At 28.6% G+C, this 20,374-nt stretch carries 17 protein-coding genes and 3 tRNA genes; all 20 read left to right on the plus strand.

Going from position 1 to position 20,374, the window contains the following annotated elements:
• The first annotated feature begins 305 nt into the window (after window positions 1-305).
• The 20 genes from spoVT to AC07E4_RS03690 all read left to right on the plus strand — a co-directional run bounded on the left by spoVT (window position 306) and on the right by AC07E4_RS03690 (window position 20,355).
• Entirely contained in the window at window positions 306-857 is a 552-nt protein-coding gene (spoVT, locus tag AC07E4_RS03595) for a stage V sporulation protein T (protein ID WP_040330866.1), read from the plus strand.
• A gap of 516 nt (window positions 858-1,373) precedes the next feature.
• Window positions 1,374-2,921: a putative polysaccharide biosynthesis protein gene (locus AC07E4_RS03600; RefSeq protein WP_478215753.1), complete on the plus strand. Its 1,548-nt coding sequence runs from the start codon at window positions 1,374-1,376 to the stop codon at window positions 2,919-2,921.
• 255 nt (window positions 2,922-3,176) lie between these two features.
• Window positions 3,177-4,622 carry a bifunctional methyltransferase/pyrophosphohydrolase YabN gene (gene yabN / locus AC07E4_RS03605; RefSeq protein WP_478215754.1) on the plus strand — a complete coding sequence of 482 codons (1,446 nt, stop codon included), beginning with the start codon at window positions 3,177-3,179 and terminating at the stop codon, window positions 4,620-4,622.
• A 126-nt stretch (window positions 4,623-4,748) separates the two neighbouring features.
• The gene (locus AC07E4_RS03610) at window positions 4,749-5,024 is read left to right on the plus strand and encodes an HU family DNA-binding protein (protein WP_040330862.1); all 276 of its coding nucleotides are present in this window, start codon (window positions 4,749-4,751) and stop codon (window positions 5,022-5,024) included.
• Between the two features lie 173 nt (window positions 5,025-5,197).
• Window positions 5,198-5,458 carry an RNA-binding S4 domain-containing protein gene (locus tag AC07E4_RS03615; protein ID WP_040330861.1) on the plus strand — a complete coding sequence of 87 codons (261 nt, stop codon included), beginning with the start codon at window positions 5,198-5,200 and terminating at the stop codon, window positions 5,456-5,458.
• Window positions 5,459-6,213: 755 nt separating this feature from the next.
• Window positions 6,214-6,507, plus strand: a complete 294-nt coding sequence (gene yabP, locus AC07E4_RS03620) for a sporulation protein YabP (RefSeq protein WP_040330860.1) — start codon at window positions 6,214-6,216, stop codon at window positions 6,505-6,507.
• Window positions 6,508-6,526: 19 nt separating this feature from the next.
• On the plus strand, window positions 6,527-6,913 hold the full coding sequence (gene yabQ, locus AC07E4_RS03625) for a spore cortex biosynthesis protein YabQ (RefSeq protein WP_478215755.1): 387 nt from the start codon (window positions 6,527-6,529) through the stop codon (window positions 6,911-6,913).
• A gap of 126 nt (window positions 6,914-7,039) precedes the next feature.
• On the plus strand, window positions 7,040-7,315 hold the full coding sequence (locus tag AC07E4_RS03630) for a septum formation initiator family protein (RefSeq protein ID WP_187372155.1): 276 nt from the start codon (window positions 7,040-7,042) through the stop codon (window positions 7,313-7,315).
• Between the two features lie 61 nt (window positions 7,316-7,376).
• Window positions 7,377-7,790 (plus strand): S1 domain-containing RNA-binding protein, encoded by a 414-nt coding sequence (locus AC07E4_RS03635; RefSeq protein WP_040330858.1) that lies wholly within the window; start codon window positions 7,377-7,379, stop codon window positions 7,788-7,790.
• Between the two features lie 433 nt (window positions 7,791-8,223).
• Window positions 8,224-8,312: transfer RNA gene (locus AC07E4_RS03640), tRNA-Leu, on the plus strand.
• Window positions 8,313-8,316: 4 nt separating this feature from the next.
• Window positions 8,317-8,392, plus strand: a tRNA-Met gene (locus AC07E4_RS03645).
• Between the two features lie 4 nt (window positions 8,393-8,396).
• A tRNA-Met gene (locus AC07E4_RS03650) sits at window positions 8,397-8,473 on the plus strand.
• 370 nt (window positions 8,474-8,843) lie between these two features.
• Window positions 8,844-11,243, plus strand: a complete 2,400-nt coding sequence (spoIIE, locus tag AC07E4_RS03655; RefSeq protein ID WP_478215756.1) for a stage II sporulation protein E — start codon at window positions 8,844-8,846, stop codon at window positions 11,241-11,243.
• A 533-nt stretch (window positions 11,244-11,776) separates the two neighbouring features.
• Entirely contained in the window at window positions 11,777-13,153 is a 1,377-nt protein-coding gene (gene tilS, locus AC07E4_RS03660; RefSeq protein ID WP_187372154.1) for a tRNA lysidine(34) synthetase TilS, read from the plus strand.
• A 7-nt stretch (window positions 13,154-13,160) separates the two neighbouring features.
• The gene (gene hpt / locus AC07E4_RS03665; protein ID WP_040330856.1) at window positions 13,161-13,700 is read left to right on the plus strand and encodes a hypoxanthine phosphoribosyltransferase; all 540 of its coding nucleotides are present in this window, start codon (window positions 13,161-13,163) and stop codon (window positions 13,698-13,700) included.
• A gap of 105 nt (window positions 13,701-13,805) precedes the next feature.
• Entirely contained in the window at window positions 13,806-15,791 is a 1,986-nt protein-coding gene (gene ftsH / locus AC07E4_RS03670) for an ATP-dependent zinc metalloprotease FtsH (RefSeq protein ID WP_478215757.1), read from the plus strand.
• 380 nt (window positions 15,792-16,171) lie between these two features.
• Entirely contained in the window at window positions 16,172-17,836 is a 1,665-nt protein-coding gene (locus tag AC07E4_RS03675) for a formate--tetrahydrofolate ligase (protein WP_478215758.1), read from the plus strand.
• A 357-nt stretch (window positions 17,837-18,193) separates the two neighbouring features.
• A complete protein-coding gene (locus AC07E4_RS03680) occupies window positions 18,194-19,594 on the plus strand; it encodes a carboxyl transferase domain-containing protein (protein ID WP_478215759.1) in 1,401 nt (466 codons plus the stop codon).
• Between the two features lie 13 nt (window positions 19,595-19,607).
• Window positions 19,608-19,955, plus strand: a complete 348-nt coding sequence (locus tag AC07E4_RS03685) for an OadG family protein (protein ID WP_430830128.1) — start codon at window positions 19,608-19,610, stop codon at window positions 19,953-19,955.
• Between the two features lie 34 nt (window positions 19,956-19,989).
• Window positions 19,990-20,355, plus strand: a complete 366-nt coding sequence (locus tag AC07E4_RS03690; RefSeq protein ID WP_478215760.1) for a biotin/lipoyl-containing protein — start codon at window positions 19,990-19,992, stop codon at window positions 20,353-20,355.
• Window positions 20,356-20,374: the final 19 nt, after the last annotated feature.

Here is a 20,374-nt window from a genome sequence, read left to right on the forward strand (position 1 = left end):
AATCCGCCAAGGTTAAAACCTCAGCTACGAAACGAATTAAATAAAATTAAAGTTCCAACCATTGTAGGCGAGAATTCATTCTTGCATAACGTATTTTATACTCATATCATAATAAACTTAGGGTAAAATCTCAGGTACAAAGAGGACAAAAAATTTAGTAATATATAATTTTATAGGTTTATTATGAAAAATTTCACTAAAATAAATCTAATATTTATATAATAGTGTATAAAATTTCAAAAATAGAAGGATAATAATAGCACAACATAAAACAATTAACTGAACTTATTAGGAGGAATCAAATAATGAAAGCTACAGGAATAGTAAGACGTATAGATGATTTAGGTCGTGTTGTTATACCAAAAGAAATAAGAAGAACTCTTAGAATTAGAGAAGGAGATCCACTTGAAATATTCACAGACAGAGAAGGTGGAGTTATATTAAAAAAATACTCTCCAATTGAAGAGCTAAGTGAGTTTTCTAAAGAATATGCAGAAGCACTTCAACAAACAATAGGAAATATAGTAATAGTAGCAGACAAAGACAGTATTATATCAGTTAGTGGATGCTCTAAAAAAGAATATATGGATAAAAAAGTTGGAAGTGATATAGAAAGCATAATGGAGGGAAGAAGAGCTGTTATATTAGGAAGTGGTTCAGAAAAAGTAGTTCCACTATATGATAGTGAAGATGAGAATGTTTATAAAGCTCAAGTTATAAGTCCGATAGTTGCAGAAGGAGATGCTATAGGAGCTGTAATAATAGTTTCTAAAGAGGAAAATGCAAAATTCGGAGATTTAGAGTTAAAACTAGCTGAAACAGCATCCGCCTTCTTAGCAAAACAAATGGAACAATAATGGCATTTATATGCCATTATTTTTTTATTGCCCTGCAACCACCATTTATTAATATTGACATAAAAAAGACAAATAAACTGCATAATAAAATATTAATAAAATATTTACAAAGTCATGGATAAATATGAGAATAAATGTTCAAATTCATTTTTTATATTAAAATCAAGAATTTAGTTTAGAGATAAACTTGTTTAAGTAAAAATGGAAATTTTAAAATTGAAAAACCATGTATTTATAAGAATTATTTATTCAATATATTAGTTTCAAAAGTAATAAAATTGAAAATTTGAAAATAAAGTATACATATAAAATGATTTATTTAAATATATAGAATTCAAAGAAAAATAATAAAAATAAAAATCTAAAAAGTAATATTAAAATATAAATTCAACTGATCTAATAGTTGTTATTGGATTAAAAAAAGATGGACAAACTTCATATGAAAATAAAAAAAGAAATCAATAAATTTTAAATAGATAATATTGATATTAAAAAAATATTTGGGGGGAAACTAATATGAAGAAGCAATCGCTTGTAAAGGGCACAATGATACTAGGTTTTACAGCTATTTTTGCAAGGTTTTTAGGTTTATTTTTTAGAATACCTATACAAGCTTTGATAGGTGATGAAGGAATGGGATATTATCAGATGTCGTATCCTTTATATATGACATTTGTAGCATTAGCATCAGGTGTTCCGATAGCCATGTCAAAGATAATTGCAGAATTAAATGCAAAAAAAGATTATGATGGAGCAACAAAAGTATTAAGGGATACATTTAGATTTATGCTTCCGCTTGGAATAATTGTATCACTTTTAATGATGTTCTTTGCAAAACCTATAATAAGAGGTATGAAGTGGCATGAAAATTCATATATAGCCTTTATGGTAATAGCAGTAGCACCAATATTTGTGTGTATAATGTGTACCTTAAGAGGCTTTTTCCAAGGTATGCAAAACATGACTTATACAGGTGTGTCTCAAGTAATAGAACAATTCGGTAGAGTAATAGGCGGAGTGTTTTTTACTTATGTGTTAGTATCTAGAGGAATAGCTTATGGTGCAGGAGGAGCTGCAATAGGTACTGTTATTGGTGGAGTCATGGGTACTATATATTTAATATCTGCATACTTGAGATATAAGAATACTCAAAGACATTATGTTACAAAGAAATCTAAGAGCATGTTAGGAGAAATAGCTAAAGCTGCACTTCCTATATCGTTAGGAGCAGCTGTTGGAACAGTTATGTCACTAATTGATTCAATGATAGTTCCAGAAAGACTTTTAAAAGCAGGTTTTGACATATCAGAAAGTACAGTTCTTTATGGACAATTAACAGGTAAGGCAATGACTCTTGCAAATGTACCACTTGCATTATCTATTGCACTTTGTTCAACATTGGTTCCTATAATTGCAGAAGCTTATGCTGCAGGGCATAAATTTGAACTAAATAGAAGAGTTGATATGTCTTTTAAATTATCTTTTATAATAGCATTGCCATGCACAATGGGATTATATACTTTAGCAGCACCTATAATGCATTTAATTTTTATGAAAGATGTTGGGGGATATAATATACTTAAATTCGTTTCGCTTACAGTACCGTTTATAGTAATAACTCAAACAACTACAGCACTTCTTCAAAGTGTTGGCAATTATTTAAAACCAGTTTATAATTTAGCTATAGGTTGCATAGTTAAAGTAATTATAAGTTATGTATTAATACCTATAACAGTAATAAACATATATGGTGCTGTTATAGGAACAATGTGTGGATATATGGTAACAGTATTTTTGAATATGAGACAAATTAAAAAAGTGTTTGATGTAAAATTAAATATTATGGAAAGTTTAATAAAACCAGCAATATCAACTTTATTTATGACTGTTGTGGTTGTATTCATATATAATACTGTCTATAATTATACAATAAGCAATACAATAGCTTGTTTAGTAGCTATTATAGCGGGTGAAATTGTATATGGCGTATTAATACTAGTATTAAAAGTATTTGATATAAATGATATAAAAAGAGATAAAAAAACTGCAAAGATTAATGTTTAATTTTATGGGAAAACAAAACTAAAATTTTTATTTATACATCAATTATTTAAAGGCCTATTGTAATTATAATTGGAAATTTCAACAAACATTTAGAGCTTAAAATATAATGTTTATTTATTTTAATATAGGTATAGAATTTAAAATTATAATTATGAATAAATTATAAACTTGAATTTTCAAATTGATAAAAGTATAATTTAAAAATATATTTTGAAATCCTATGAAAAAGCATAAAATATAGGGAGCGTGAAGCCAATGATTAAAATAGTAGGATTAGGACCTGGGGCTAAAGAAGCGCTTACAGTTGGAACTTTAGAACTTTTAAGAAACAGTGAAACTGTTTTATTTAGAACTGAAAAGCATCCAAATGTAGAGTACTTAAAGTCCTTAGGAGTAAAATTTGAAAGCTATGATTGTATGTATGAAAAAAGCAAGAGTTTTGATGAAGTATATATGTCTATAGCTGATGACATTATAAAAAAATATGAAACTAATGATGAAATTGTGTATGCAGTGCCAGGGCATCCATTAGTTGCAGAGAATTCAGTTACGTTATTAATAAAAAAATGTGAAGAACTTAATATTCCATACAAAATAGAGCCAGCAGTTAGTTTTGTAGATGCTGTTATGGAAAGTTTAAAAATAGATCCTATAAGCGGAATAAAAATAATAGATGCATTTGATATAAATAATCAAATTTTAGATAAAAGAGTAGGATTAATAATAACACAGGTTTATAATAAGTTTATAGCATCAGAAACAAAGCTTGCATTATTAGAATATTACAATGACGAGACAGAAATATACTTTGTTAGAGCAGCAGGAGTGCAAGGTTTAGAGAGTATAAGAAAAATAAAATTATATGAACTAGATAGACAAGAAGATATAGATTATTTAACATCTATATATATTCCTAAAAAGTTGGATGAAGTTAAAGATTTTCATGATTTATTAAAAATAATGAATACTTTAAGAAGTGAAGATGGTTGCCCTTGGGATTTAGAGCAAACTCATGAATCATTAAAAAGATGTTTAATAGAAGAGTGCTATGAAGTTATAGAAGCTATAGATAACGAAGATGACATAAACTTAGAAGAAGAACTAGGGGATTTACTACTTCAAGTAGTTTTCCATGCTCAAATAAGTAAAGAAGAAGGATTTTTTAATATAAATGATGTAATAAGAGGCATATGTGATAAAATGATAAATAGACATCCACATATTTTCTCAGATACTGTTGTAAAAGATAGTGATGAAGTATTAAAAAATTGGGAAACTATAAAGAAAGAAGAAAAGAAGTACGATAGTTATACAGAAGATATGCTAAATGTACCTAAAATGCTACCAGCTTTATTAAAAGCAGACAAAGTTCAGAAAAAGGCTGCAAAGGTAGGATTTGATTGGGATGATGTAAATCCTGCTATGGATAAAGTTATTGAAGAATTAAATGAGATAAAAGATGTATATAATGGCGAAAACCAGTCAAGAATACTAGAAGAAGTGGGAGATTTAATATTTGCAACAGTAAATATTGCAAGACTTCTTGACATAGACCCTGAAATTGCTTTAAATTATACTATAGATAAGTTTATAAAGCGCTTTAAATTTATAGAAGATTGTGCAAGAGACAGAAACTTAAACCTTTTGGACATGACACTTGAAGAAATGGATGAGTTATGGGAAGAAGCAAAGCATAGATAAATTTCAAACTTTTAGTAAAAATAAATAAAATTTAGCTTGAAAAATATGTCGATAATATGCTATCTTATATTCAATGTATATGAAGTTATGAATGAAGAAGCGTTTTAATATTAAGGAGGTACTATTGTGAATAAATTAGAATTAGTTACAAGCATGGCAGAAAAATCAGGTTTAACTAAAAAAGATGTTGAAGTTGTTTTAAAGTCATTCATAGAAAGTGTTGAAGAGGCTTTAGCAAGAGGAGAAAAGGTTCAATTAGTAGGATTTGGAACTTTCGAAACTAGAGAAAGAGCAGCTAGAAAAGGAAGAAACCCAAGAACTAAAGAAGAAATAGATATCCCAGCATCAAAAGCACCTGTTTTCAAAGCTGGAAAAGAATTCAAAGATATAGTTAACAAATAATTATATATAAAAATATATTGTTAAAAACCTAGAAATTTTCTGGGTTTTTTTTAAATATATAGCATATATATGTTATGATATTTAAAGAGATAATAACTTTGAAGGTTTATTTGTTAAAATTTAAAACTTCTCAAAGGTACAGAATATTATATCAATTAGAGTAGGAGTAAAAAATGAGATTAGATAAGTATTTAAAAGTTTCAAGAATAATAAAAAGAAGAACTGTTGCGAAAGAAGTTTGTGAAAGTGGAAGAGTTCTTATCAACGGAAAAGTTGCTAAAGCGGGAACAAATGTAAAAGAAGAGGATATTATAGAAATACAATTTGCAACTCAAGTTTTAAAAGCAAGAATTATAAACATAGCATCACATGTTACAAAAGAAGATGCTAAAGGATTGTATGAAATAATATCTGGTGAAGAAGATAAAGAATAATAAAGAAATTTTGTGTAAAGGAGATAGATACTTTACGCAAAATTTTTTTTAATTAAGATATAATATAGGGTTCCAAGTTCAAATTTAAAGTAATGTATTTCTCAAATGATAGTACTAATCTTACAGTTCATTGCTATATTTATATATGGGACCAGTTGACAATTGAAAATTGACAATTTTAAAAATACAGATTAAAACTTAGAGTTAAAACTCTCAACTGAAACATGAATAACTCTTATAGGTTATTGCTATTTTTATATTTGGAACCAAGTAAGAGTTAAGAGTGAAAGGTGAAAAGTTATGGTAGAGATTATCTTAACTTCTTTCTCCTTAGTAGCTGAGACTTCAATCTTGGCGGTTTTCAATATGGATATAATTTTTAATATAACATCATGCAATTGCAAAGTTAAAACCTCGCCTACTTTACCAATTGACAGTTGACAATGGACATTTGACAGTTATTTATAATATTATTCATTTCATTCATAATACCCTTATTTGTATATTTAAATGGCTGGAATGAATTCCACCCTACATAAAATATATATTGCATATTAATCTTTTCACCTTAGTAGCTGAGATTTCAATCTTGGCGTTTTTGATATGAATATAAAAAAATTAAGATATAATATTTAGAACTAATTTATTAAATAAGTTAAGAAGTACATATGAATTTAAAATATTTTCCATTTTCAAGCATATATATATACTATAGAAATACTATATTTATGGAGAGAATATGCAAGGAGGACCATATGGAAAATAAAAATAATAAAATAGAAGATAAAAAAAGTTATTTGACATTAGATTCAAGAAAAAAGATGACACTTAATGGAGTTCAAGAAATAATAAGTTTTGATGATGAGAAAATTCTTTTGACAACTGTGTTAGGTTCAATGGAGATAAGAGGTAGTAACTTAAAAATGAACAAATTAGATGTGCAAAATGGTGATGTAATGATTAGTGGAAAGATAGATTATATAGTTTACACTAGTGAGGAAAAGAAACCAAGAAAAGGGAAAGGTGCTTTTTCAAAGCTTTTTAGGTAACTAAATTATGTTGTTAACAATGGAGAGGCAACTATTGTTGTTCATTTTTAGTTTGGTAAGTGGAGTTCTTATAGGAGTTCTATTTGATTTATATAGAATAATTAGAGGTTTTGAAAATATAGGCAAGATAGTAACGGTAGTAGAAGATGTATTGTTTTGGATAGCTACTGGCTGCATAGTATTTCTATTCATGATGTATACTAATTACGCATATATGAATTTTAATGTTTTTGTTTATATACTGACAGGATTATTAATATACATAAAGGTTATAAGTTCTACGTTTATAGACATTTTAAACAAGCTATTACATAGCTTTACAAAAATAATAAGAGTAATCTTTTACCTTGTGTCTTATCCTGTAAGATTTTGCATATATAAAATAAACGGAAAAATTAAAAATTAACACAAAATAACTTGAACTAATTGAAAATACAAATTAAAATATACTTATGAGTTAGTTAATAAGTATATTTTATTTTGTTGAGGATATAATTAAGGGTATTATTCGTTTTAGGTGGTGAATGGAATATTGAAGAAAAAAACGAAGTACTGTATACTAGGGGTTCTAGGTATTTATTTAACGGGCACTTTGATAAATCAACAAATAATAATGAAGAGACAAAAAAATAATCTAGATGGTTACACTGTTGAATCTAAAAAACTAAAAGAAGAAAATATAAAATTACAGGATGAGATAGAATTATCTAAAACAGACAAATACATTGAAAAGCTAGCTCGTGAAAAACTTGGTCTTATTAAAGATGGTGAGACGCCTGTAATAGATGAAAGTGTAAACAAAAAATAAGCATTTATGTTTTTTAACATAATATAAATTTAAACATTATTTAAGGAGGAGTCTTTTTAATATGACCTTAAAGGCTGGAAGTATTGTAGAAGGTAAAGTTGTGAATATTACTAATTTTGGAGCTTTTGTAGAAGTGGAAGGTAAAACAGGACTTGTACACATTTCAGAAGTATCTGATGTTTTTGTAAAGGATGTTAGAGAACATTTAAAAGAAAATGATGTTGTAAAAGTTAAAATTATCTCAGTTGATGACAATGGAAAAATGAGTCTATCAATAAAACAAGCAGGTGTACCTAAAAAATCTATGAAACCTGCTGAAATAGATTGGGATAAAGAAAAAGCTAAAGCTACTTCATCATCTTTTGAAGATATGTTATCTAAATTCTCAAAAGACAGTGAAGAAAGATTTCAAGATTTGAAAAAAAGTCAAGACAATAAAGGTCGTGGCTATTCAAGAAAAAGCTCAAGTTATTAATATAAATCTTTCAAAAGGAACGTTTAAATAACGTTCCTTTTTTTTATATAGAAACTGTCAACTATCCACAATTATCAAATGTCCATTGCAGAGTATCAATTAGTGCCAATCTCTGTAGGTGAGTGCCAACAGATCGGTAGGCGAGGTTTCAACCTTGCTATTATATATAATTTATAATTTTTAAGAGGGATAAAATGAAATTTGTAAGCTATTTTTTATACTTTTTTTTATAAAAAATACATACTTTTAATGAATATGGAGTATACTAATATATCTGAAAGCCTTTAAAACACTGCGTTTGAGGACTGTTTTAAAAAACACAAAAAAAATGTAGAAAAAGTGTTGACAAGAAGGTGTGATTCCACTATAATAAATATTGTCGCTGGGAACTGAAAGCGACGAAACAAAACACAAAGCAATGTAAATTGAATACGCTTGAGTGGCGGAACAGGCAGACGCACAGGACTTAAAATCCTGCGGTGGTTAAACACCGTACCGGTTCGATTCCGGTCTCAAGCACCAATATCGCGGGGTGGAGCAGCTGGTAGCTCGTCGGGCTCATAACCCGAAGGTCGTAGGTTCAAGTCCTGCCCCCGCAACCAACATGGCGGAATAGCTCAGCTGGCTAGAGCATTCGGTTCATACCCGAAGTGTCGTAGGTTCAAGTCCTATTTCCGCTACCACATTAAGATTTGCAATGGCAAGTCTTTTTTTATTTCTCTTAATAAATTTTGACATCTAACCACATAAAAATCTGTTACCAAATTTATTACACAAAAATTAATTAAAAAAATCCTATTTTATAATAAAAACCACTTTGATATGACAACATTAAACATATATTTAATTCAAATTTTAAATGGAAAAACAAACCCAATAATTACCATATAATGTAAAAGCTAGCCATTTAGATGACTTTTTAGCAAGTAATTTAAAAGTAAAAAATAAAAAATTCATGTCAGAAAAAACTTAATGGACAACCCCATCGAATGACATTAATTTCCAGTAAGCCTTGTTATAATAAATTTATAAATTAATAGGTGGGTGATTTAAGTGCAATATGGTGCAGAAATAAATTCATATGAAAGAATTAGAAAGATAAATACAACTAAATGTGAGGAGAGTAGTAAAAACATATATTTAAAAGCCGGAATTTTATTTATTATGAGTATTTTTATAAGTAGAACAATGATGATAAATAGCACAGCTCCTTTTGGTATTGCGTTTTTAATAGTTGTATTAAGTAACAAAAATAGCAAGATGTCATTAATTTCAGCTTTTGGAACATTGCTTGGATATATAACAATGGAAAAGTATATAAAAAATGCAAGTATGTATTATGCATTAGTTCCTATAGTTACAATTATGGCACTAACATTATCAAAAACAAAGTTAGATGAAAAGAAAAGAAAAATAGCTATGGCAGCAGTTCTTTCTTCTACAATTTTGATATATAACTTATTTAGTAATGAGTTTAATTTTACAATGTCATTAGTTGTTACTGTAACTAGTCTTTGCTGTATATTCCCAATATATTTTATGTTACAAACAAGTAATACATTCTTTAAAGAAATAAAAACAAAACATTTATTTAGAGATGAAGAAATTATTTGTATGTCACTAGTAGTTTCAATATTAGTTGCAGGAACTTGGGGAATTGAATTATTTGGAGTTTCATTAACTAACATATTAGCTTTTACTATTGTACTTCTTTTTAGTTTTACTAGTGGTAGTGCAATAGGTGCAACTGTTGGTATATCAATGGGAGCTATAATTGGAATGAGTAATCAATCAATACTTTTGTATATTGCAGTACTTGGAATGGTTGGATTAATAGCTGGAGCTTTTAAAGAAGCTGGGAAGAGTTTTGTTGCAATATCATTTTTGGTTACATTTCTTATTGCAAGAGTATATATAATCACGTCAAGTGTAAATTTACCAGATAAAAATTTTGCACTTATAGACGGAATTATTGCAGTAGGATTATTCTTTCTAATACCTTCGAAATTTTATAATAATATAGAAGCAGAAATAAATAGTGAAAAGAAAAAGATTAATTTAGATAGAAATTATTTAAACAATATAAGAAATATATATTTAGGAAAATTAGATAGTTTTTCTGATGTGTTAGAGAATATGTCTACGATTTTAGCTGATTTAGTAGATAATGATAAACTTATGATGCAAACGAAAAGTGCTGAACTTATAGATAATTTAGCTACGAGAGTTTGTTCGGAGTGCAATGCTAATTGTATATGTTGGAGTAGGGAGCATCATGCAACGTATAGTGCATTTGCAGAACTTATAGAAAATAAACAAAAAAATATAGGAGGTTTTCCAATAGAATTAGAAAGAAAATGTTTAAAGAAAGGAGCATTAACTAGAAATTCAGAAGATGTTGTAAATAAATATATAATAAATGAAATGTGGAGAAATAGATTAAGTGAAGGGAGAGAACTTTTATCAAATCAAATAAATAACATGGCAAAATCTGTTGAGGAGCTTGTTGATGAATTTAATGAGGATATTGAAACTGATGGAGATCTTGAAAGAGATATATTGAAGTTGTTAGAGAAAAATGCTTTATATTATGATGATGTATTTTGTATTGTAGACGATAAAGGAAGGGATGTTGTGAGGATAACTTCTGAAAAATATGAGTCTTTAACAATATATTCTAATAAAATATTGCCATTAATAAATGAAGCTACAGGAAAATCTATGATAATAAATGAAGATAAGTGCAATATAAATCCAAAAACTAATAAGTGCACTATAGTTTTTGAAGAAGCACCTAACTTTAAAATTAATACTTATGTAGCAAAGGCAAGTAAAGAAGGATTTAATGTACATGGAGATAGTTTCGTGTTTGGAAATATGGGAATAGGAAATTACATGACAGTATTAAGTGATGGTATGGGATCAGGGCCACAAGCTGGAAGGGAGAGTGAGGCGGCTGTTGAACTAATTGAGAAATTTACTGGTGCGGGATTTAGTAAAATAACAGCGATAAACACTGTAAACTCTATAATGACTTTAAAATTCTGTGAAGAGGAGAAGTTTTCTACTATAGACTTAGCAAGTATTGATTTATATACAGGAGAGATAGATTTTATGAAAGTTGGAGCGGTAGCAAGTTTTATAAAATCAGATGATACGGTAGATATTATAAAATCAAAAAGCTTACCTATAGGTGTTTTAGATGAAGCGGATATTGAAACATATAAAAGAGAAATAAAACATGGAGATTTAATTGTTATGATAAGTGATGGAATTTCAGATGTTGAGGAAGGTGGAAGGATTGATTGGATATTAGATTATATGATAAGGCATGAAGATAATGTAGAAGAACTTGCAAATGGAATTATTGAGGAAGCGAAGAAGATTAGTAAGAATAAGGTGAATGATGATATGACAGTAATAGTGTCAAAAGTGTCTAATGTATATAATTAAAAGTTGAGAACAAGTAAAATAAAAATAGATTCTCTCCTATGGGGTTTATAAAGTTGTAGCTAGTTTATAAATCCTCTAGAAAAGCTCCCTTAATTTACTGTTATATTTATGTGAAGAAGTGTGCTTTTACATTTCTTCACTTTTTTTCTTTTTTTATCAATAATCTATATTAAATTAGCTATGAATATGAATAAGTGGTGACTTAGTAGTATCATTTAATAAGTATATTATTTAAATTTGAACTTAAAACTCTATAAATGGAATCAAAACTAAAAAGTGAATAATATTAGTTAGGATTGTCAAACATCGAATAAAGTGTAAAATTTAAAATACCTATATGTAAAATTGTGTTATTTTGAAACGAAAACATAAGTAATTATGTAGTATAATATGAAGTCAAAAAATAACTTATATAATGGTAGTTTAAAAATATAATTTATAATTTTATAAATGAAAAAAACGAATGATAGTATTTTATTAAAAGATAATATATGTTAATATGGTTAGATGAACATGAATTGGGAAGTGATTTTGTGAAAGATAAAGTTCTACAAACAATTAAAAAAAATAGAATGATAGAAAAAAAGGATAAGGTATTAGTTGCATTATCTGGTGGCCCAGATTCAATGACGCTTTTAAACATATTAAATGATTTAAAAGATGAATTAGACATAGAGTTAGGTGCAGCACATGTAAACCATCTTTTAAGAGCAAATGATGCAGAAAGAGATGAAGATATTTGTAGAAAATACTGTGAAGAAAAAAATATAACATTTCATTTATTGAGAATAGATATAAATGAAATGGCTAAAACTACTGGAATGTCACATGAAATGGCAGGTAGAGAAGCTAGATATGATTTTTTCAAAAAAGTTTCAGAGGAAAATAATTATAATAAGGTAGCTATAGCTCATAATTTAAATGATCAAGCAGAAACGGTTTTGATGAGGATAATGAGAGGTAGCGGAAGTGAAGGATTAATAGGAATAAAGCCTGTAAGAGATGAGGTTTTTATAAGACCTTTAATTGAATGTTCTAGAGTGGAAATAGAAAATTATTGTAGCGATAAAAAGTTAACTCCAGCAATAGATAAAACCAATTATGAAAGCATATATGCTCGTAATAAAGTCAGATTAGAGTTGATACCATATATTGAAAAAAACTTTAATAAAGATATAGTTAAAACATTAAACAGAATGAGTACATTATTAAATGAAGATAATGAATTTATTGAGGAAGTTTCTAATGAAAAATTTCATAAATGGTGTGATAAAAAAGAAGATAGGGTTATAATATATAGTGAACTATTTAATGAGCATAAGGCTGTTGTATCCAGAGTTATTAGAAAAGCAATTTTAAGTGTTAAAGGTGACTTATACAATATAGAAAGTAGTCACATTAATGACATAATAAAATTGTATAATCACAATACTGGTAAATTTGTCCTTGTACCTGGAAACGTAAAAGTTGAAAATGTATATAAAAATCTACATATATATATGCAAAAAAGTAATAATAAAAATGAGTTAGAATTTAATATAAATATTAATGAAAGAAAATATTGTGATTCAATAGATGCATATGTAGAAACAAAGGTTTTAGAAAAGATAAATAATTCAAAACTTAAAAAAAGTGATAATGTAAAATATTTTGATTTGGATAAAATAAATGGAGAAATCAAATTAAGATATAGAAAAGATGGAGATAAATTTTCGCCACTAGGTATGACAGGAACTAAAAAGTTAAAGGACATATTTATTAATATGAAAGTACCTAGAGAGACTAGAGACATAACACCCTTAGTATGTTTTGGAAATGAAGTTGGGTGGATTGTTGGATATAAGGTTAGTGAAAAATTTAAAATAGATAAAGATACTAAAAATATTTTAATGGTAGCTATAGAAAGGTAGGAAAATCATGAAACAAGATGTAGAAAAGGTTCTATTATCAGAAGAGGAACTAAAGAATAGAGTAATTGAGATGGGGAAAGAAATTACTAGAGATTATGAAGGTAAGGATCTTTTGGTATTAGGAATACTTAAAGGCTCTGTTATATTTATGGCTGATCTTGTAAAAGAAATAAAAATACCATGTTTTATGGATTTTATGGCAGTATCAAGCTATGGAAGTTCTAGTGAAAGCTCAGGTATAGTAAAAATAATAAAAGATTTAGACTTTGAAGTTAAAGGAAAGCATGTATTAATAGTAGAAGATATTATAGATTCAGGTGTTACACTTAAATATTTAATGAAGTATCTAAGTGCTAGAAATCCAGAAAGCTTAGAAATAGCATGTTTATTAAATAAACCTGAAAGAAGAAAAGAAGAAGTACATGCAAAATATATTGGATTTGATGATGTAGAAGATGGTTTTTTAGTAGGATACGGATTGGATTTTGCTGAAAAATATAGAAATTTACCATACATAGGTATTTTAAAAGAGTCAATTTACAAATAATATGAATAAATTACTATATTATTATTATTTCATATTTTTTTGTTTATGATATAATATTTAATAGTTTAACTATAAAATACTATTAGAAAGAGAGGGGGGCCTTTAGTGAAGAAATTTTCTAGCGCAACGGTCTGGTTAATAGTTTTAATATTGGTAATAGTATCTGCTTTTTCTTTATATGATGGAAAAAGTAGTATAAAACAATTAGATGTCATACAATTCGAACAGAATTGGAAAGATGGTAAAATTAAAACGGCCACTATGGACGAAAATGGCATAACTATTATGGGAAAACTTGATGATGGAACAGAATATATAACACAAATGCCACGTCAAGAATTTGCTGAATTAAGAAGTGATGTTGAAAATAAAACAATAGAATCTGTTAAGTATTCAGCACCTCAAGAAGTCCCATTCTGGTTTACAATGTTACCAACATTCTTAATAATAATAATGTTAGTAGCATTTTGGGGCATGTTTATGCAACAATCTGGTGGCGGCGGCGGTGGAAACCGTGGAGTTATGAACTTCGGAAAAAGCAAAGCAAAAATGGCTACACCTGATAAAAAGAAAGTTACTTTTAATGATGTAGCAGGAGAAGATGAAGAAAAAGATGAATTGGAAGAAATTGTAGACTTCTTAAAAAATCCAAGTAGATATATAGAAGTTGGAGCAAGAATTCCAAAAGGTGTACTTTTAGTTGGTCCTCCAGGAACAGGTAAGACATTACTTGCAAAAGCAGTAGCAGGAGAAGCAGGAGTACCATTCTTTAGTATTTCTGGTTCAGATTTCGTTGAAATGTTTGTAGGTGTAGGTGCTTCAAGAGTAAGAGATTTATTTGAGCAAGCAAAGAAAAACTCACCTTGTATAATATTTATAGATGAGATTGATGCTGTAGGAAGACAAAGAGGAGCTGGCCTTGGTGGAGGTCACGATGAAAGAGAACAAACATTAAATCAATTACTAGTTGAAATGGATGGTTTTGGGGTTAATGAAGGAATTATAATGATTGCTGCAACTAACAGACCTGACATACTAGACCCTGCATTATTAAGACCAGGTAGATTTGATAGACAAATAGTTGTTGGTCCACCAGATGTTAAAGGTAGAGAAGAAGTATTAAAAGTTCACTCAAGAAATAAACCTTTAGGTGAAGATGTTGATTTAAAAGTACTAGCTAAGAGAACTCCAGGATTTACTGGTGCTGACTTAGAAAACTTAATGAATGAAGCTGCATTATTAACAGTAAGAGGTAAAAAGAAAGTTATAACTATGGATATACTTGAGGAAGCTATAACAAGAGTTATTGCAGGTCCAGAAAAGAAATCAAGAGTTATAAGTGATAAAGATAAGAGATTAACTGCTTACCATGAAGCAGGTCACGCAGTTGTGTCTAAATATCTTCCAAACTCTTATGCAGTACATGAAATAAGTATAATTCCAAGAGGTATGGCAGGTGGATATACTCTTCACTTACCAGATGAAGATACAAGTTACACTTCTCGTTCTAAATTAAAAGATGAGATGGTAGGTCTTCTAGGCGGTAGAGTAGCAGAAGCTTTAATACTTAAAGAAATAAGTACTGGTGCTAAAAATGATATAGACAGAACAAGTTCTATAGCTAAGAAGATGGTTATGGAATATGGCATGAGTGAAAAGCTTGGACCAATATCATTTGGAAAAGAGCAAGGTGAAGTATTCTTAGGAAGAGATCTTGGTCATTCAAGAGATTTCTCAGAAGAAGTAGCATCATTAATCGACAAAGAAATAAGAGAGTTAGTTGGAGAAGCTTATGAAAGAGCTCAAACAATTCTAACTGAAAATGTTGATAAATTACATGCTGTAGCACAAGCTCTTATGGAAAGAGAAAAATTAACAGCTGAAGAATTTAACACTATTATGGATGGAAAAAGTTTAGATGAACTTGTTAAAAATGAAGAAAAACAATTAGAAGAAAATTCTAATGAAACTTCACAAAATAGTGATAAAGAAGAAGCTATAGTTAAAGATGAACTGATTAATGAAGCAAAAGAAGTGGAAACTTCAAAAGAAGAAGCTTCAAATGAAGAATCAGATAATAAAGAAATATAATTTTGATAAATAGGTATGAATTCATACCTATTTATTTTTATTAACAAAATTCATAAAACAGGTGAAAAAGTACGCAATATGTCGTATAATATTATATGAAACAAATAAAATGTACGTGATATTGAAAATATTAATAAATCTTTAACATTTTATTGTAGGTTTAATTGAAGTTAAAATAGTATATATAAAAGGGGGCTTATTAATAGTAGGGAAACAAAGTAGAATTATAATTTATACATAATTTTAGAATAACTCAGTGAAGGCTATTGTTAAAAGATAATTCAAATTTATGAATGAATAAAGGTGTAAGTTAAAATTGTAATTTGTAACTCTATATAATAAGAAAGAAAAATTAGATTAATTTTAGGAGGGCGTAAGTTATGAAAACAGATATTGAAATAGCACAAAGTGCTAAAATGTTACCTATAGTAGAGGTAGCTAAAAGTATGGGATTAAAGGAAGATGATGTTGAGCTTTATGGTAAATATAAAGCAAAAATATCATTGGATGTTCTTAATAGAGAAAAAGAAAATGGGAAACTAATATTAGTTACAGCAATAAATCCAACTCCTGCAGGTGAAGGAAAATCAACAGTTACAATAGGACTTGGACAAGCAATGAATAAAATGGGTAAAAATGCAGTTATAGCTTTAAGAGAACCTTCATTAGGACCTGTTTTTGGTGTTAAAGGTGGTGCTGCTGGTGGTGGATATGCACAAGTGGTTCCAATGGAAGACATAAATCTTCATTTTACAGGAGATATGCATGCAATAACTAGTGCAAATAACTTATTAAGTGCAGCAATAGATAATCATATTCACCAAGGAAATGTACTTAGAATTGATTCAAGAAGAATTTTATTCAAAAGAGTTTTAGATATGAACGATAGAGCATTAAGACAAGTACTAGTTGGACTTGGTGGAAAAGCCAATGGATTTACAAGAGAAGATGGATTTACTATAACTGTTGCATCAGAAGTTATGGCCATATTATGTTTATCTAATAGTTTAATGGATTTAAAAGAAAGATTTGGAGATATATTAGTTGCATATAATCTAGATGGAGAGCCAGTTTATTGTAAGGAGCTAGGTGTTCATGGTGCAATGGCAATGCTTATGAAAGATGCAGTGAAACCTAATTTAGTACAAACATTAGATAATACACCAGCAATAATTCACGGAGGACCTTTTGCTAATATAGCACATGGATGTAACAGTATATTAGCTACTAAGATGGCATTAAAGTTAGGTGATTATGCAATAACAGAAGCAGGATTTGGAGCAGACTTAGGTGCAGAAAAATTCTTCGATATAAAATGTAGATATGGAAACTTAAAACCAAGTGCTGTAGTTTTAGTTGCAACAATAAGAGCATTAAAACATCACGGTGGTGTAGCTAAAGATGAATTAAACAATTCAAATGTAGAAGCTTTATCTAGAGGAATAGGAAATCTAGAAAAACAAATAGAAAATGTTAAAAAATTTGGTGTTCCCGTTATAGTAGCTATAAATAAATTTGTAAGTGATAGTGACGAAGAAATTAACTTCATAAAAGAATTCTGTGCAAAATTAGGTGTAGAAGTTTCTTTAACAGAAGTATGGGGAAAAGGTGAAGAAGGTGGAATGGACCTTGCTGAAAAAGTTGTTAAGGTTATAGAGGAAGGAAAAGATGATTTCAAAGTATTATATGATGAGAATCTATCTATAATTGAAAAGATAAATAGAATTGCAAAAGAAATATATGGAGCTGATGGTGTTGAGATTTTACCTGCAGCTAAAAAGCAAATAAAAGAGATTGAAAAAATAGGAGCAGACAAATTACCTATATGTGTAGCTAAAACACAAAACTCACTATCAGATGATCCAAAGTTATTAGGAAGACCAACAAATTTTAAAATTTCTATAAAAGAAGTAAGATTATCTAATGGTGCAGGATTTATAGTTGTATTAACAGGTAATATTATGACAATGCCAGGACTTCCAAAAGTTCCAGCAGCTGAAAAAATAGATATAGATGAAAATGGTGTTATATACGGATTATTCTAATTTAAAAATTAAAGTATAGAATTTAGTTTTAAAAATATAGAAAATCAAATTTAATTCTAAAATTTGGAGACCTATATAATGAATAATTAAAATAAAAAAGACTAATTATAAAAATGTAGTTTTATAGTTAGTCTTTTTCTATTGTTATGAAGTTTTAAAAGTTGATATAAATATTATTTTTTTAGTATCAATATTTGAAAAACGAATAATTTAATTCTTTCTTATAGATAAACAGAAGTTTTTTTTCAATACACAGAAAAATGAAATAAAACTTGCAAATATTGTATACAACCTGAAACAATTATGATATTATTGTTTGTGGGTAACATGAGTATTCAAAAGTCAGGAGGCAATGATATGGATAAACTGAATGTCTTTGATGAAGTTAGACATAAAGCTCACCAAGGCGGTGGAGAAGAAAAAGTTGCAATGCAACATAATTTAGAGAAAATGACTGCTAGAGAAAGAATTTTAAATTTATTGGATGAGGGTTCTTTTATAGAAGTTGGCGGTTTAATGAAAAAAAATGGTGCAGGTGTAATTACTGGACATGGAACTATAGGTGGAAGATTAGTTTATGTATATAGTGAAGATTACACAGTTGAAGGAGCATCTTTTAATGGTGTTGTAAGCAAAAAGATTTGCAACATTATGGATGAAGCTGCAAAAATGGGTGCACCTATAATTAAAATATTTGATTCAATAGGTGGAAAAGTTTCAGAAGGATTAGAACTTTTAGCATCTTATGGAAATATTTTAAGAAAATCATCAAAATTAAGTGGAGTTGTTCCACAAATATCAATGGTTGCAGGACCATGTAATGGAACTATGGCGATGAATGCTACTTTAAGTGATTTTACTGTAGTAGTTAAAAATATATCAGAATTAAGTGTTAGTACAAATGATAGCTTAAGAATTAAGGAAGCATTATACATAAATAACAATTGTTATAGTGGTGATGGAGCTGTTAAAAGTGGAAATGCACATTTTGCAGTAGAAAGTGAAATGGAAGCTATAGAAACTATAAAGAAAATATTTGATTTCATACCATCAAACAATTTAGAAGGTGCTTGTTTAGGAGAAGAATGTTCTGATTTAAACATAGCAAAAGAAGAATTAAATAATGAAATGGAAAATGAAACATTTACAAAAGATTCAATAGTTAATGCTATTTCAGATTTAAATTCAGTTTTAGAAATAAATAAATGTGAAAAAACTGCAATAAGCACTTATTTTATTAAATTAAATGGATTAACTGTTGGAGTTGTTGCAACAGGAAATGAGCAAAGTGAATTAAATGTAAACATTTCTAATAAAGTAAGTAAATTTGTTAGATTATGTGATAGTTTCAATATACCAGTATTAACAATAGTTGATACAAAAGCATTTGTGGTTAGTTTAGAAGAAGAGAAAAATGGATTAGCTTCAAATGTTGCAAAAATGGTTTATGCATTTGCAGATGCTACAGTACCAAAAGTTGCTTTAGTTACAGGTGAAGCTTATGGTGCTGGATATTTGGCGTTTGCAAGCAAAGAAGTTGCATTTGATAAAGCTATAGCTTGGCCAACAGCTAAGATTTCTTTAAAATCAAATGAAACAAAAGAGGTAGCAGATCCTTATTTAGCGGCTGAAGTTGGTTTAATAGATGACATTATAAAACCAAGTGAAACAAAGCAAGTGTTATTTGCTATGTTTGACATGTTACAAACTAAAAGAGAATTAGAGTACCCTAAAAAACATGGAAGCACATTAGTGTAGGAGGGTATCAGATATGGAAGGAACTTTTATTGAAAAATTAACCTATTCATTAGGCGTTTCAGTAGTAGCAATGTTAATCGTTTTTGCAGTATTAGTTATTTTAATGTATATAATAAAATTTCAAAGTTTTATATTTGCTAAAACAACTAAAAAAGCTAAAAATGAAAAATCTGATGAATCTACACAAGTTGTAGTAGCTGAGTCTGTTGAAGAATTTGAAGAAATAGATATTCAAGATGATTCTGAAATAGTTGCTGCTATAATGGGAGCTTTAGCATTAGAACTTGGAACATCATTAGAAGGATTAAATATAAGAAGTATAAAGAGAGTTTCAAATTCTAAATGGAACAATTTAAGATAATTGAGTTTGTTAAATTAGGGAGGAATTAAGAATTATGAAAAGATATAACGTAACAGTTAACGGAAATATATATCAAGTAGAAGTTGAGGAAGTAAAAGGTGAATTTACATCAGCACCACAACCAGTTGCACCAAAAGCAGCACCTCAAGCGCCAAAAGCTGCAGCACCAAAAAAATCAAATGCAAGTGGCGAAAAGGTTACAAGCCCAATGCCAGGAACAATAGTTAAAATAAATGCAACAAATGGTGCAACAGTTAAAAAAGGTGATGTTCTATTTGTTTTAGAAGCTATGAAAATGGAAAATGAAATTATGTCACCAGTAGATGGTGTAGTAGCTGACGTAAACGTAGCAAAAGGAGCAGCTGTAAACACAGGAGACGTATTAGCTGTAATCGGATAATAAAAGGGAGGCAAAATAA

The sequence above is a fragment of the Clostridium amazonense genome (assembly GCF_056431285.1).